Source organism: Pseudomonas atacamensis, assembly GCF_017167965.1.
GTDB classification, from domain to species: Bacteria; Pseudomonadota; Gammaproteobacteria; order Pseudomonadales; family Pseudomonadaceae; genus Aquipseudomonas; species Aquipseudomonas atacamensis.
Map to the genome: position 1 here is coordinate 4,051,292 of NZ_CP070503.1, position 14,119 is coordinate 4,065,410.

Here is a 14,119-nt window from a genome sequence, read left to right on the forward strand (position 1 = left end):
GGGCCTGACACGGCACAAGCTGTTACAGCTTGGGGCATAATGCCGACACTTTCATGACCACTGAGGGCCTTTTCATCCATGTCCTCGTCTTTTTTCCCCTCTTTTGCAGGGTTTTATTGCATATGATCAAATCGTTGCGTCCACTGTTTCTCGCCGGCCTTCTTCTGCCTCTGGCCCTGCCTGTCTCCGCTGCCACCATCAACACTTCCCTCACCCCGAACGTCGAAAAAGCCCTCAAGGCCAGCAAGTTGCAGCCCACTGCGCTGTCGCTGGTGATGGTGCCGCTCGACGGTCCGGGCACGCCGACCGTGTTCAACGCCGACGTCTCGGTCAATCCGGCCTCGACAATGAAACTGGTCACCACTTACGCGGCGCTGGAAATGCTCGGCCCCAACCATCAGTGGAAAACCGAGTTCTACACCGATGGCACCCTGAGCGGCGGCATTCTCAACGGCAACCTCTACCTCAAGGGCGGCGGTGACCCGAAGCTGAACATGGAAAAACTCTGGCTGCTGATGCGCGACCTGCGCGCCAACGGCGTGACCCAGATCACCGGCGATCTGATCCTCGACCGCAACTTCTTCGTGCAGCCGCAATTGCCGGAATTCAACGATGACGGCAACGACGACAACAAGCCGTTCCTGGTCAAGCCCGACTCGCTGCTGGTCAACCTCAAGGCCCTGCGCTTCGTCGCGCGCAATGACGGTGGCCGCGTACTGATTTCGGTTGAGCCGCCGATTGCCAGCATTCGTATCGAAAACACCGTCAAGGCGCTGCCGTCCAAGCAATGCACCGGCGGCGTGCGCTACAACCCGGTGCCGCAGGCCGATGGCAGCGTGACCGTGACCGTCGGCGGCCAATTGGGCGAAGGCTGCAGCTCGCAGACTTACCTGTCGCTGCTCGACCATGCGACCTACACCGCCGGCGCCGTAAGGGCGATCTGGAAGGAGCTGGGTGGCAGCATTCAAGGCAAGGATCGTCTGGCGCCAACGCCGAGCGGCGCCAAACTGCTCGCCCGCGCGTACTCGCCGGATCTGGCCGAGATCATCCGCGACATCAACAAATACAGTAACAACACCATGGCCCAGCAGCTGTTCCTCAGCCTTGGCCAGCGTTTCCGCAACGATGCCGACGGTGATGACGCGCGGGCTGCGCAGCGCGTAGTGCGGCAGTGGCTGGCGAAGAAAGGCATCACCGCGCCGCATCTGGTGATGGAGAATGGCTCTGGTCTGTCGCGGGCCGAGCGGGTCAGTGCACGTGAGATGGCCAACATGCTGCAGGCCGCCTGGCACAGCCCGTACGCCGCCGAGTACATCAGCTCGCTGCCGATTGCCGGTACCGACGGCACCATGCGCAAACGCCTGAAAACCACGGCGATGCGCGGTGAGGCGCACGTCAAGACCGGCACCCTGAATACCGTGCGCGCGATTGCCGGTTTCAGCCGTGATGTGAATGGCAATACCTGGGCAGTGGTAGCGATCCTCAACGACAAGGCCCCGTTCGGCGCCTCGTCGGTGCTCGATCAGGTGCTGCTGGATCTGTACAAACAGCCGAAACTGCCGCTGACCGCTTCGGTGCTGTAAGCGGATTCTGAAAACACCTTCAAACCCTGTGGGAGCGAGCTTGCTCGCGAAGACGTCAGAACAGTCAATACCCATTGACTGTTCGACCGCTTTCGCGAGCAAGCTCGCTCACACACTGGTTTTGCGCCAGGCTCAGCTCATCTCCCGCTCAACCCGATCCCGGCCATTCTGCTTCGCCGCGTAAACCCCTGAGTCAGCGCGCAGCAACAGCGCATCTGCGCCCTCCCCCGGGCGCCAGCTGGCGATGCCGAAACTCGCGGTGACCAAGCCGACCACATCTACCGGCGCGCTGCGCAAACCTTCCCACAACTCCATCGCCAGCATATAGGCGTGTTCGCCGTCGATGTCCGGGCACAGCACCATGAACTCTTCGCCGCCCAAACGGCAGAACACGTCGGTGCGGCGCAGGCGATGGCCGATCCGCTCGCAGACTGCCTGCAACACGCGGTCGCCGACGGCGTGGCCGAACTGATCGTTGATGCGCTTGAAGTGGTCGATGTCGAGCATGATCACCGACAGCTCACCGCCGCCACGCTCGACCCGGGCCATTTCGGTGGTCAGGCGTTCCTGGAAATAGCGGCGGTTGTGAATGCCGGTCAGCGAGTCGGTGATCGACAACGCGCGCAATTCTTCTTCCACGCGCTTGAGATCGGAGATATCCGAGATATAACCGTGCCACAGCACCCCGCCGCCCGGCAGCTCTTCCGGTGTCGCCTCGCCGCGCACCCAGCGCAGACCGCGCTCGGGCAATTGCACGCGGTACTCTTCGCGCCAGGGGCTGAGGTTTTCCGCCGATTCGCGGATCGAGCTGCGCACGCGAATCGCATCCTGCGGGTGGATACGACTGAAGATCGCCTCGGAGTCGAGCAGCAGCACATCCGGCTCCAGCTCGTAGATTTCGCGGATGCCATCGCTGGCGTAGATCACGCTGAAGCGTCCGTCGAATTCCATCTTGAATTGGTAGATGCCACCGGGAACATGGGCGCTGAGCTTCTTCAGCAATGTGTCGCGTGCTGCCAGCACTTCGTGCACGCGTTTGCGCTCGGTGATGTCGATGCAGATCGCCAGATGACCGACCCACAGGCCTTGCTCGTCAAGCACCGGGGTGGCGAGCATGTTCACCGGCAGATGACTGCCGTCGCTGCGCACCAGGGTCCATTCGCGTGCCTCGTGGCCGCCGACCTCGCCGCCCTCGACCAGCATCGCGTGGCAAGTCGGAATGCTTTTGCCGTAGCGCGCACTCAACTCGGCCGAACGCGCCGCCAGTTCCCGTGGTAAATGCAGGTTCTCCAGGGTCATGCGCCCAACGACTTCGGCGCTGCTGTAGCCGAGCATTTGCTCGGCGCCGGGGTTGAAGGTGTTGATCACCCCGCGCAGGTCGGTGGCGATGATCGCGACCTGAGTGGCGGCATTCAGAACGCCGCGCAGTTGACCGTGGGTGCCGCGCAATTCCTGCTCGCGCTCGTGCAACTCCTGGGTGCGCACCTCGACCAGGCGCACCGCGCGCTGGCGCTGGCTGACCAGCACGTAAAGCAAGGCGCTGAGCAGTGCGCTGAGCAAACCGCCCAGAATGATCACGCTGCCCACCGACGAATGGTTGGCTTGCATGAACGCTTCGCTCGGCAGGATATCGACCTGATAGTCGTGATCGGCCATGCGCAGCAAGCGCGTCGCCGCCAGATCGCCGGGCACCGCCTCGTTGCTCGATTCGAACAGCGCTTCGTGCTGATCCTGGGTCGACAGGTCGAGAATGCGCACCGACAGGTAATCGTGCAGGGCATCGGGCAGTCCGTCGGCGAGCAACTGGCGCATGCTGATCACCGCCATCACATAGCCGAATGGCTGCGACTCTCCAGCGCGACTGACCGGCGCCAGCAGCAGCACACCACGCGCATACGACGGCTCAATCCCGACCAGATGCATCGGTTGCGACACCGCCATGCTGCCGAGCTGGTCGGCGCGTTGCAGGGTTTCGCGGCGCAAGGGTTGGGCGAGCAAGTCGTAGCCCAGCGGTGGCGCCAGTCGGCTTTGGGTTTGCGTGTAGAGCACCGGCACGTATTCGTCGCGCGGCGCCGCCAGTTGCAATTCGCCTTTGGCGTCCAGTTCGCGAATGGTGAACTCGCTCAGGCCTTCGTCACGCACCTGCTGTTCAAACGCGGCCCGTTCGGCACCGCTGACTCGCGGCGCGTAGGTGTAGGCCTGGGTGCGCAGCAATAAGGGGCGAGAGTAACCATCGAACTCAGCGCGGGACACCGATTCGGAGTTGGCGAAGAACCGCCGCAGACTATCGAGACGTTGCTCTTGGTCCTGAAAACGTTCGGCGATGCGGCTGTAGCGTTCGTTGGCCAGCAGTTGGAAACGCTGACGCGATTGTTGCTGAAACTGGTTGAAGGTGCCCCATGCGAGCAGCCCGGTGAGAATCCCGCCGGCAAGCAACACCAGCAAAGCGACCAGCCAGGCTGAAACGTCTTCGCTGATGAAACCGAGGATTTTCGGGCGCACGGGGTGCAACGGCATAAGCACGACTCACTCCGCCAGATTTGCGGGAAAACCCCATTGGCGGTGTGTGAGTTATAGCTATTAGCCACTAATTTAGCCAGCACCGCTGGATCCACCGAGCCGTTAAAAATCAACGCTCTGTGGATCCAACCAGTGAAAGCGTCAACGAGCCGTGATTTTCCAGGCGCGGTGGATCTTGGTATTGCGGGCGAAATCCGGATCAATGGTCTGCGCACTGATTTCCTCGACCGCATAACGCTCGGCGAGGTTTTCCTCCAACTGGAACTTGCGGAAGTTGTTGGAGAAATACAGCACGCCACCCGGTGCCAGCCGCGCCATCGCCAAGTCGATCAACTGCACCTGATCGCGCTGCACATCGAAGATGCCTTCCATGCGCTTGGAGTTGGAGAACGTCGGCGGGTCAATGAAGATCAGGTCGTATTCGTCACGGCTGCTTTCCAGCCACGCCATCACATCGCCCTGCTCCAGACGGTTCTTGTCGGAGAAGCCGTTCAACGACAAGTTGCGCCGCGCCCAGTCCAGATAGGTTTTCGACAGGTCGACGCTGGTGGTGCTGCGCGCGCCACCCTTGGCCGCGTGCACGCTGGCGGTCGCGGTGTAACAGAACAGATTGAGGAAGCGTTTGCCGGCCGCCTCTTTCTGAATGCGCATGCGCATCGGCCGGTGATCGAGGAACAGGCCGGTGTCGAGGTAGTCGGTGAGGTTGACCAGCAACTTCACGCCACCTTCATTGACCTCGACGAACTTGCCCTGCGCAGCCTGACGCTCGTACTGCTTGGTGCCGCTCTGGCGCTCGCGGCGCTTGACCACCACGCGGTTCTTGTCGACGTTCAACGCCTGCGGAATGGCCGCCAGCGCATCGAACATGCGCGCCGAGGCTTTTTCCGGGTCGATGGATTTCGGCGCGGCGTATTCCTGAACGTGCACCCAGTCGTGGTACAGGTCGATGGCCATCGCGTATTCCGGCATGTCGGCATCGTAAACGCGGTAGCAATCGATGCCTTCGCGCTTGACCCACTTGCCCATCGCCTTGAGATTTTTCTGCAAGCGATTGGCAAACATCTGCCCGCCTTCACTCAAGCGCGGCTGCTCAATCACTGGCGCCGGGGCTGGCGTCGGCTTGATCGGGTTGCCGTTCTTGTTGAACTTGCGCTCTTGCGGCTCGTCCGGGGTTTGATCGTAAGCCGCTTGCTCGCGCTCGGCCTGACGCTGTTCCGGAGTGCGACGTTCGCCAGTGACGAACTGATCGGGCAGAACCTTGATCAGCAGCAGTTTGCACGGCAGCGCGCCGTTCCAGAACGAATACTGTTTGTGGCTGCGGATACCCATGCGCTTGCCCAGATCCGGGGCGCCGGTGAACACCGCCGCTTCCCAGTTCAGGCAGGCCTGACGCAGACGCTCGCCGAGGTTCTGATAGAGATACAGCAGGCTGGCTTCGTCACCGAGACGCTCGCCGTACGGCGGGTTGCAGATCACCAGACCTTTCTGGTTCTGGTCCGGGCGCGGCTCGAAGGTCGCCACTTCGCCTTGGTAGATCTTGATCCACTCGCTGAGGCCGGCACGTTCAACGTTGTTGCGGCCTGGCTGAATCAATCGTGGATCGGCTTCGTAACCGCGAATCCACAGCGGCGGTTTGGCCAGACCGGCGGCGGCACGCTCGACGGCTTCTTCGTGAAGTTTTTTCCACAGTGCCGGCACGTGACCGAGCCACGCGGTAAAGCCCCACTGCTCGCGGCGCAGGTTTGGCGCCATGTCGGCGGCGATCATCCCGGCTTCGACGAGGAACGTACCGACACCGCACATCGGGTCAGCCAGTGCGCCACCTTCGGCAGCAATACGCGGCCAACCGGAGCGAATGAGGATTGCCGCCGCGAGGTTTTCCTTCAGCGGCGCCGCGCCCTGCTGCAAGCGATAGCCGCGCTGGTGCAGGCTGTGGCCGGAAAGGTCGAGGGACAGAATCGCTTCGCCGCGATCCAGACGCAGGTGGATACGCAGGTCCGGGTTGAGTTTGTCGATGGATGGACGATCGCCCTGCGGCGTGCGCAGTTTGTCGACGATGGCGTCTTTGACTTTCAGCGCGCCGAAGTGGGTGTTGTCGATGCCCGAACCGTGGCCGCTGAATTCGACGGCCAGGGTGCCATCGCTGAGCATGTGATCCTGCCAGTCGATGTCGAGCACGCCGTGGTAGAGGTCTTCGGCGTCCTTCATCGGGAAACGCTTGAGCACCAGCAACACACGGTTGGCCAGACGCGACCAGAGGCACAGGCGATAGGCGGTTTCCATGGTCGCCATGCCACGCACGGCGGAGGTGTGCTCGCGCGCTTCTTCAAGGCCAAGCCCGACGGCTTCCTCGATGAGCAGGCCTTCAAGGCCTTTGGGGCAAGTGAGGAAGAGTTCGAAACGATCGGACATGGTAATTCCAGAGCCTTTGGCTAGTGGGCCGGCAACGCATTGCCGACCCGGTTTTCAATCAGGCGCTTTTCTGAAAGAGCGCCCGCGTGGCACGAAGGTGTGCCGTTCCATCCCCGCTGCTCGGGTTAAAAGAGCTTAGATGCCGGGACAGATAAAAAAGTTGGTGCAACAAAAAGACCGAAAGCGACCCTTCGTCGAATATTACCCAAGCGCAAACGTGGGTCATTCTCACTAAAGGATTAACCCCCTGAGTCAGCGGGGCGCCGATCATACCGGGGTTTGCGCATTGAACGTTGAATAAATACGCGGTTACTTATCGCCATAGCATCCTTTACGTTACGTGCTTATGACAAAACGATCATTCCCTCTATGTGACTCATTGGTTAGAACTGAGCACAGGTTGACGTCGCAACGGCGTCAACACCTTGGCTCGCCACGCCGGCAGCGAGCCGCACGATGGCAGGTTTTTTCTGCCAGACCTCAATTGAGGTCAACGCGACACTACAGTCAACAAGTGAGGGAAACACCCTATGAGAAGACTTAAGCGTGATCCGTTGGAAAGAGCATTTTTGCGCGGATATCAATATGGCGTTGGTGGCAAATCCCGTGAGCTTTGCCCATTTACTCTACCGTCGGTACGTCAAGCCTGGATCAACGGCTGGCGAGAAGGACGCGGCGACAACTGGGACGGTATGACCGGCACTGCGGGAATCCACAGACTCAACGAACTTCACGCCGTCGGCTGACACAGGGCATTTATTCCGACACGACAATCTGAATTTGCAATGAATTAACCACGCACGTCCTTCCCGGACGGCGGGCTACGGCCCAGGGGCTCCTTCGAGGAGCCCTTTTTTATGCCTGCAAAGAGGGTTAACCGGGATCCACGTGGCGAGGGGATTTATCCCCGCTCGGCTGCGCAGCAGTCGCGAAGTCCGAACTTCAATCTACCTGGCATATCACTGTGCAAGGCTTTGGGGCTGCTGAGCAGCCCAGCGGGGATAAATCCCCTCGCCACAAAGGCTCCCACAAGGCCTCCGCAATCCTCAGCGCAACGCGGCGATCGCATCCACCGATTCACGAATCAGCGCCGGGCCTTTGTAGATGAAGCCCGAATAGATCTGCACCAGGCTTGCACCTGCCGTGATCTTCTCCGCCGCGTGCTTGCCTTCGGTAATGCCGCCCGCGGCAATGATCGGCAAACGCCCGGCCAATTCGCCCGCCAGCACCTTCACAGTGTGGGTGCTCTTCTCACGCACCGGCGCACCCGACAGACCGCCCGCCTCGTCGCCATGCTCCATGCCTTCAACACCGACACGGCTCAAAGTCGTATTGGTGGCGATGACCGCGTCCATGCCGGTTTCGATCAATGCCTGGGCAACCTGCGCAGTCTCTTCGTCGGTCATGTCCGGCGCGATCTTGATCGCCAGCGGCACATGCTTGCCGTGACGCAGGGCCAGTTCGGCACGACGGGTGGCCAGATCCGCGAGCAATTGCTTGAGCGAGTCACCGAACTGCAGGCTGCGCAGGCCCGGGGTGTTTGGCGAGCTGACGTTGACGGTGACGTAGCTGGCGTGGGCGTAAACCTTGTCCAGGCAGATCAGGTAATCGTCGACCGCACGCTCGACCGGGGTATCGAAGTTCTTGCCGATGTTGATGCCCAGCACGCCTTGGTATTTTGCCGCAGCGACCCGCGCCAGCAGGTTATCCACACCGAGGTTGTTGAAGCCCATGCGGTTGATGATCGCCTCGGCTTCCGGCAGGCGGAAGATCCGTGGTTTCGGGTTACCCGGCTGCGGACGCGGGGTCACGGTGCCGATTTCGACAAAACCGAAACCCAGTTGCGCAAAGCCGTCGATGGCCGCGCCGTTCTTGTCCAGACCTGCCGCCAGCCCCACCGGGTTCGGGAACTCCAGCCCCATGACGGTCACCGGCATTTTCGCCGGCGCCTTGCACAGCAAGCCGTTGAGGCCCAAACGTCCACCCGCGCCGATCAGATCCAGCGACAGATCGTGGGAGGTTTCCGGGGAAAGTTTGAACAACAGCTGACGGGCCAGGGTGTACATGGGCGGCAATGACTCGGGCGGCGAAAAGAGGCGGCGATTATAGCCGGGCATCGTCCCCCGGCGCGAGGCGCCTGCGCGAATCAGGCGACTGGCATATGCCTTGCACCACCCCGCTCATCAGTCTGCCGACCAATGACGGCGCGCAGACCAGGACAATGGCGTCGTCCCCGGGTTTTGCCTGCGCAGAATCCGGGACGACGTTTTTTTGAGGTAGCGTATGAACGAAACGTCCTTGGGGCCTCTGGCCTGGGTCAATGGCAGCGACGCGCCGGAAAAGAGCGCGATCAATCTCGGCTTCATGGCGCTGAGCGACTGCGCCTCGGTGGTGGTCGCCGCCACTCAGGGCTTCGCCCAGCCCTACGGCCTGACCCTGAACCTCAAGCGTCAGGCGTCATGGGCCAACCTGCGCGACAAACTGGTCAGCGGCGAACTGGATGCCGCGCACAGCCTGTACGGACTGATTTACGCGGTGCACCTGGGCATCGGCGGCGTCGCCCCGACCGACATGGCAGTGCTGATGGGTCTGAACCAGAATGGCCAGAGCCTGAACCTGTCCCATGGTTTGCAACAGGCTGGCGTGAACAGTCCTGAAGCGCTCGATCGGCATGTGCACCAAAGCCGCGCAAAACTGACCTTCGCCCAGACCTTTCCCACCGGCACCCATGCGATGTGGCTTTATTACTGGCTGGCGAGCCAGGGCATTCATCCGTTGCAGGACGTCGACAGCGTGGTCGTGCCGCCGCCGCAAATGGTTGCGCACCTGCAAGCCGGGCGCATCGACGGCTTTTGCGTCGGCGAACCGTGGGCGGCCAGCGCCGTGCAGCAGGATCTCGGTTTCACCCTGGCGACCAGCCAGAGCATCTGGCCCGACCACCCGGAAAAAGTCCTCGGCTGCACCCGCGAATTCGTCGAGCAATATCCCAACACTGCGCGGGCGCTGGTGATGGCCATTCTTGAGGCCAGTCGCTTCATCGAAGAAAGCCCGGAAAACCGCCGCAGTACCGCGCAATTGCTCAGCGCTGCGGAGTACCTCGACACCCCCGCCGCGTGCATCGAGCCGCGTTTCATGGGGGATTACGCCGACGGCCTCGGCAATCGCTGGCAGGATCCGCATGCGCTGCGTTTTCATGGCGATGGCGAGGTCAATCTGCCCTACCTTTCCGACGGCATGTGGTTCATGACCCAGTTCCGTCGCTGGGGTCTGTTGCGCGAGGATCCGGATTATCTGGCCGTCGCCCGCCAGGTTCAGCGTCTGGATCTGTACCGCGAGGCAGCGAGCGCTGTCGGTATTGCGGCTTCGCACGCCGACCTGCGCAGCAGCCAGTTGCTCGACGGCAAGGTCTGGGACGGCAGCGATCCGGCGGGCTATGCGCGGAGTTTCAAGCTGCATGCCCTTTGCGACGCCGCCCCGCTTCTCGCCCAGCGCTGACAGGAGACCGCGAACATGTTGCGCATTCTGCTGATCAACGACACCGCGAAAAAAGTCGGACGCCTGAAAGCAGCGCTGACCGAGGCCGGCTTCGAGGTAATCGACGAGTCCGGCCTGACCATCGACCTGCCGGCGCGCGTCGAAACGGTGCGCCCGGACGTGATCCTGATCGATACCGAGTCACCGAGCCGCGATGTCATGGAGCAAGTGGTGCTGGTCAGCCGCGACCAGCCCCGGCCGATCGTGATGTTTACCGACGAACATGACCCGGGGGTGATGCGTCAGGCGATCAAGTCCGGGGTCAGTGCCTACATCGTCGAAGGCATTCACGCACAACGGTTGCAGCCGATTCTCGATGTGGCGATGGCGCGCTTCGAGAGTGACCAGGCCCTGCGCGCGCAATTGCAGGCCCGTGACCAGCAACTGGCCGAGCGCAAGCGCATTGAGCTGGCCAAGGGTTTATTGATGAAGATGAAGGATTGCAACGAGGAAGAGGCCTATACGCTGATGCGCCGCCAGGCCATGAGCCGCCAGCAGAAGCTGATTCAGGTGGCGGAGCAGATCATTGCCATGAGTGAGTTGCTGGGCTGAGATTTTGTGTTGTCAGTGCGGGCCTCTTCGCGAGCAGGCTCGCTCCCACAGATGGCATACATTCCAGTGTGGGAGCGAGCCTGCTCGCGAATGGCCGCACCTCGGTCACGAACTGTTGGCACAGATCTCGCTAAGTAAACCGCACAGGTAACCAACGGCGGTTGCCCCACCTACGACAAAGACGTCGCTCACCCCGTTCGCCCCTCGGCGAATCAGGTAGCGGCGTTTTTGCGTTTTGGCCCCACAGAACGGGGCCGGTGGTGCGGCCGTGAGGCGCTCCACCTGCTGTGCATGACTCCTTTCGAGACTCTTTTCAGCCGAGGTGCGCGATGAATTCAAGCTTCTGGAAATCCGGCCATACCCCGACCCTGTTCGCGGCCTTCCTGTATTTCGACCTGAGCTTCATGGTCTGGTACCTGCTCGGCCCGCTGGCGGTGCAGATTGCCGCCGACCTGCACCTGACCACCCAGCAACGCGGCCTTGTGGTCGCCACGCCGATTCTGGCCGGCGCGGTGTTGCGCTTCGCCATGGGCATGCTCGCTGATCGCTTGTCGCCGAAGACCGCCGGGCTGATCGGCCAGGTCATCGTCATCTGCGCGCTGTTCGGCGCCTGGAAACTGGGTATCCACAGTTATGAACAGGCGCTGATCCTCGGCCTGTTCCTCGGCATGGCCGGCGCGTCGTTCGCCGTAGCTCTGCCGCTGGCCTCGCAATGGTATCCACCAGAACATCAGGGCAAAGCCATGGGCATCGCCGGCGCCGGCAACTCCGGCACCGTGTTCGCCGCGCTGCTGGCGCCAGTGATTGCCGCCGCGTTCGGCTGGAGCAATGTCTTCGGGTTTGCCCTGATCCCGCTGGTCCTGACTTTGGTGCTATTCGCCTGGTTGGCAAAAAACGCCCCGCAGCGGCCAAAACCGAAAGCCATGGCCGACTACTTCAAGGCCCTCGGTGATCGCGACAGTTGGTGGTTCATGTTTTTCTACAGCGTCACCTTCGGCGGCTTCATCGGCCTGGCCAGCGCCCTGCCCGGTTACTTCAACGATCAATACGGTCTGAGCCCGGTAACCGCCGGCTATTACACCGCTGCCTGCGTGTTCGGCGGCAGCCTGATGCGGCCATTGGGTGGCGCGCTGGCCGATCGCTTCGGCGGCATTCGCACCTTGCTGGCGATGTACACCGTCGCTGCCATCTGCATCGCAGCGGTGGGCTTCAATCTGCCAAGTTCCTACGCGGCGCTGGCGCTTTTCGTCTGCACCATGCTCGGCTTGGGCGCGGGCAACGGTGCGGTTTTCCAACTGGTGCCGCAGCGTTTTCGTCTGGAGATCGGCGTGATGACCGGGCTTATCGGCATGGCCGGCGGTATCGGCGGCTTCGCCCTCGCGGCCGGCATGGGCGCGATCAAGCAAAGCACCGGCAGTTATCAACTGGCGCTGTGGTTGTTCGCCAGCCTCGGTGTGCTGGCGTGGTTTGGCCTGCACGGCGTCAAGCGTCGCTGGAGAACCACCTGGGGTTCGGCGGCGGTGACAGCGGCGCGGGTCTGAGGCCCCAATGGCCCTGCAACTGAGCTTCGCCGAAGCCAGCGCCACCGGCCCGCGTGCGGAGAATCAGGACGCCCTGCGCTCGGTGACACCGGCGCCGGCACTGGCGGTGAGCAAGGGTTATCTGTTCGCCATCGCCGACGGCGTCAGCCAATGCGCCGATGGCGGCCTCGCCGCGCGTTCGACCTTGCAGGCGCTGGCGCTGGACTACTACGCGACGCCGGAAACCTGGAGCGTGGCCCAGGCGCTGGATCGCCTGCTGCTCGCGCAAAATCGCTGGCTGCAGGCCAACGGCGGCGGGCAACCGCTGCTGACCACGGTCAGCGCGCTGGTGATGCGCGGTCGGCGCTTCACCCTCGCCCACGTCGGCGATTGCCGGGTCTATCGCTGGCACGCCGAGCGCTTGCAGCGCATCAGCGAGGATCACGTCTGGGAGCAACCGGGCATGCAGCACGTGCTCAAACGTGCGCTCGGGCTCGATCAGCATCTGGTCCTGGATTTCCTCGACGGCGAACTGCGTGAGGGCGAAAGCTTCGTGCTGCTCAGCGACGGCGTCTGGTCGACCCTGGGCGATACCGCGATCGCCGCGATTCTGCGCGATCAAGTGGATCTGCCCAGCGCGGCGCAAACCTTGGTCAACGCCGCGCATCTGGCCGGCAGTCAGGACAACGCCAGTGCCCTGCTGGTGCGCGTCGATGCGCTGGGCGAAGCGAGCATCGGCGATGCGCTGGTGCAATTGCAGCAATGGCCACTGCCGCCAACGCTGAAACCCGGGCAAGCGTTTGAAGGCTGGCAGGTGCAAGGCGGCATCGGCCAGAGCCAGCAATCATTGCTGTATCGCGTGCTCGATAGTCAGGGCCAGCCTTGGCTGTTGAAGACCTTGCCGACGCGCCTGGCCGACGATCCGCAAGCCGGGCAGGCGCTGCTGTCGGAAGAATGGTTCCTCAAGCGCGTGGCCGGCCGGCATTTTCCGCAAATCCATGCCTGCACTCAGCGTCAACATTTGTATTACGTCATGCGCGAATACGCCGGGACGACGCTGGCCGACGTGTTTCAACATAGCGGCCCGTTGCCTTTGGCGCAGTGGCAGGACATCGCCGAGCGGCTATTGCGCGCGGTTGGGCTGCTGCATCGACGGCAGATTCTGCACCGCGACATCAAACCGGAAAACCTGTTGCGGGGTGACGACGGCGAACTGCGCCTGCTGGATTTCGGTCTGGCTTACTGCCCGGGACTGTCGGAGGACGCGCCGTCGACCCTGCCGGGAACGCCTAGTTTCATCGCCCCGGAAGCGTTTCGCGGCGAACCACCGAGTGCACAACAGGATTTGTATTCTGTCGGTGTCACTCTCTATTACCTGCTCACCGGGCATTTTCCCTATGGCGAAATCGAAGCGTTCCAGAGGCCCCGATTTGGCGTACCGGTGAATGCCAGTCGCTATCGCCCGGACTTGCCGGAATGGCTGGCGCAAAGCCTGGAACGCGGCGTCACCGCCGATCCGCAGCAACGCTTCGAAACCGCCGAAGAGTGGCTGCTGGTGCTGGAACAGGGTGAGCGGCAAAGTTTGAGTGTGCGGCCCCGGCCTTTACTCGAGCGGGAGCCGTTGAAGGTCTGGCGGACCATGGCGCTTCTGGCATTGCTCGGGAATGTGGTGCTGCTGGTTTTGTTGTTTCATGGCTGAGATTGAGTTGCGCCATTCGCGAGCAGGCTCGCTCCCACAGGGGATTGGCGTCGTTCGCAGACACCTTGTGGGAGCGAGCCTGCTCGCGAAGGCATTCGGCTTCACACCGCATAACCCCAAGAATTAACGCGCCACGAACGAGCAACACGCCTCGATTCGGTGCAAAAAAATCTCCTGTCACAACCCCAATCCCCAATAAATCCGCGTCCCCCCGAGTTGGCACAACCACTGCATAACCCTTTTCACCATACATAAAGCCCAACCTTCAACGACGAAGGCTGCGCTTCCCGAGAGAACGG

9 protein-coding genes are annotated in these 14,119 nt (G+C 62.1%); 6 read left to right on the plus strand and 3 right to left on the minus strand.

Translation table 11 applies throughout. The features are described from left to right. The first annotated feature begins 122 nt into the window (after window positions 1–122). Window positions 123–1,583 carry a D-alanyl-D-alanine carboxypeptidase/D-alanyl-D-alanine endopeptidase gene (gene dacB / locus JWU58_RS18390; protein WP_206420736.1) on the plus strand — a complete coding sequence of 487 codons (1,461 nt, stop codon included), beginning with the start codon at window positions 123–125 and terminating at the stop codon, window positions 1,581–1,583. Between the two features lie 132 nt (window positions 1,584–1,715). On the opposite strand, the gene JWU58_RS18395 is transcribed toward dacB, so the two are convergent. Continuing rightward, window positions 1,716–4,100 (minus strand): sensor domain-containing diguanylate cyclase, encoded by a 2,385-nt coding sequence (locus tag JWU58_RS18395; protein WP_206420737.1) that lies wholly within the window; start codon window positions 4,098–4,100, stop codon window positions 1,716–1,718. Window positions 4,101–4,244: 144 nt separating this feature from the next. Further along, window positions 4,245–6,515, minus strand: coding sequence for a bifunctional 23S rRNA (guanine(2069)-N(7))-methyltransferase RlmK/23S rRNA (guanine(2445)-N(2))-methyltransferase RlmL (gene rlmKL / locus JWU58_RS18400; RefSeq protein ID WP_024012311.1), 2,271 nt, complete (start codon window positions 6,513–6,515; stop codon window positions 4,245–4,247). Window positions 6,516–7,045: 530 nt separating this feature from the next. Between rlmKL and rmf the strand changes: the two genes are divergently transcribed. After that, the gene (gene rmf, locus JWU58_RS18405) at window positions 7,046–7,261 is read left to right on the plus strand and encodes a ribosome modulation factor (RefSeq protein WP_003223300.1); all 216 of its coding nucleotides are present in this window, start codon (window positions 7,046–7,048) and stop codon (window positions 7,259–7,261) included. Between the two features lie 300 nt (window positions 7,262–7,561). Here the strand turns inward: rmf and JWU58_RS18410 are convergent, their stop codons facing one another. Then, on the minus strand, window positions 7,562–8,581 hold the full coding sequence (locus JWU58_RS18410; RefSeq protein WP_071171588.1) for a quinone-dependent dihydroorotate dehydrogenase: 1,020 nt from the start codon (window positions 8,579–8,581) through the stop codon (window positions 7,562–7,564). Window positions 8,582–8,798: 217 nt separating this feature from the next. On the opposite strand from JWU58_RS18410, the gene JWU58_RS18415 reads away from it, so the two are divergent. From JWU58_RS18415 to JWU58_RS18430, 4 genes are all read left to right on the plus strand, one after another. Beyond that, window positions 8,799–10,010 (plus strand): CmpA/NrtA family ABC transporter substrate-binding protein, encoded by a 1,212-nt coding sequence (locus tag JWU58_RS18415; protein WP_123443124.1) that lies wholly within the window; start codon window positions 8,799–8,801, stop codon window positions 10,008–10,010. Between the two features lie 15 nt (window positions 10,011–10,025). Beyond that, window positions 10,026–10,601: an ANTAR domain-containing response regulator gene (locus JWU58_RS18420; RefSeq protein WP_007916390.1), complete on the plus strand. Its 576-nt coding sequence runs from the start codon at window positions 10,026–10,028 to the stop codon at window positions 10,599–10,601. Window positions 10,602–10,930: 329 nt separating this feature from the next. After that, a complete protein-coding gene (locus JWU58_RS18425; RefSeq protein WP_041479125.1) occupies window positions 10,931–12,142 on the plus strand; it encodes a nitrate/nitrite transporter in 1,212 nt (403 codons plus the stop codon). 7 nt (window positions 12,143–12,149) lie between these two features. Then, complete coding sequence (locus tag JWU58_RS18430; protein WP_206420738.1) at window positions 12,150–13,820, plus strand: bifunctional protein-serine/threonine kinase/phosphatase; 1,671 nt, start codon at window positions 12,150–12,152, stop codon at window positions 13,818–13,820. Window positions 13,821–14,119 lie beyond the last annotated feature (299 nt).

What these genes read in the sequence shown, in the direction of transcription:
- JWU58_RS18425 (WP_041479125.1), top strand. Translation starts at nt 10,931, where the DNA reads ATGAATTCAAGCTTCTGGAAATCCGGCCATACCCCGACCCTGTTCGCG.
- JWU58_RS18430 (WP_206420738.1), top strand. Translation starts at nt 12,150, where the DNA reads ATGGCCCTGCAACTGAGCTTCGCCGAAGCCAGCGCCACCGGCCCGCGT.
- rlmKL (WP_024012311.1), bottom strand. Translation starts at nt 6,515, where the DNA reads ATGTCCGATCGTTTCGAACTCTTCCTCACTTGCCCCAAAGGCCTTGAA.
- dacB (WP_206420736.1), top strand. Translation starts at nt 123, where the DNA reads ATGATCAAATCGTTGCGTCCACTGTTTCTCGCCGGCCTTCTTCTGCCT.
- JWU58_RS18420 (WP_007916390.1), top strand. Translation starts at nt 10,026, where the DNA reads ATGTTGCGCATTCTGCTGATCAACGACACCGCGAAAAAAGTCGGACGC.
- JWU58_RS18395 (WP_206420737.1), bottom strand. Translation starts at nt 4,100, where the DNA reads ATGCCGTTGCACCCCGTGCGCCCGAAAATCCTCGGTTTCATCAGCGAA.
- JWU58_RS18415 (WP_123443124.1), top strand. Translation starts at nt 8,799, where the DNA reads ATGAACGAAACGTCCTTGGGGCCTCTGGCCTGGGTCAATGGCAGCGAC.
- rmf (WP_003223300.1), top strand. Translation starts at nt 7,046, where the DNA reads ATGAGAAGACTTAAGCGTGATCCGTTGGAAAGAGCATTTTTGCGCGGA.
- JWU58_RS18410 (WP_071171588.1), bottom strand. Translation starts at nt 8,581, where the DNA reads ATGTACACCCTGGCCCGTCAGCTGTTGTTCAAACTTTCCCCGGAAACC.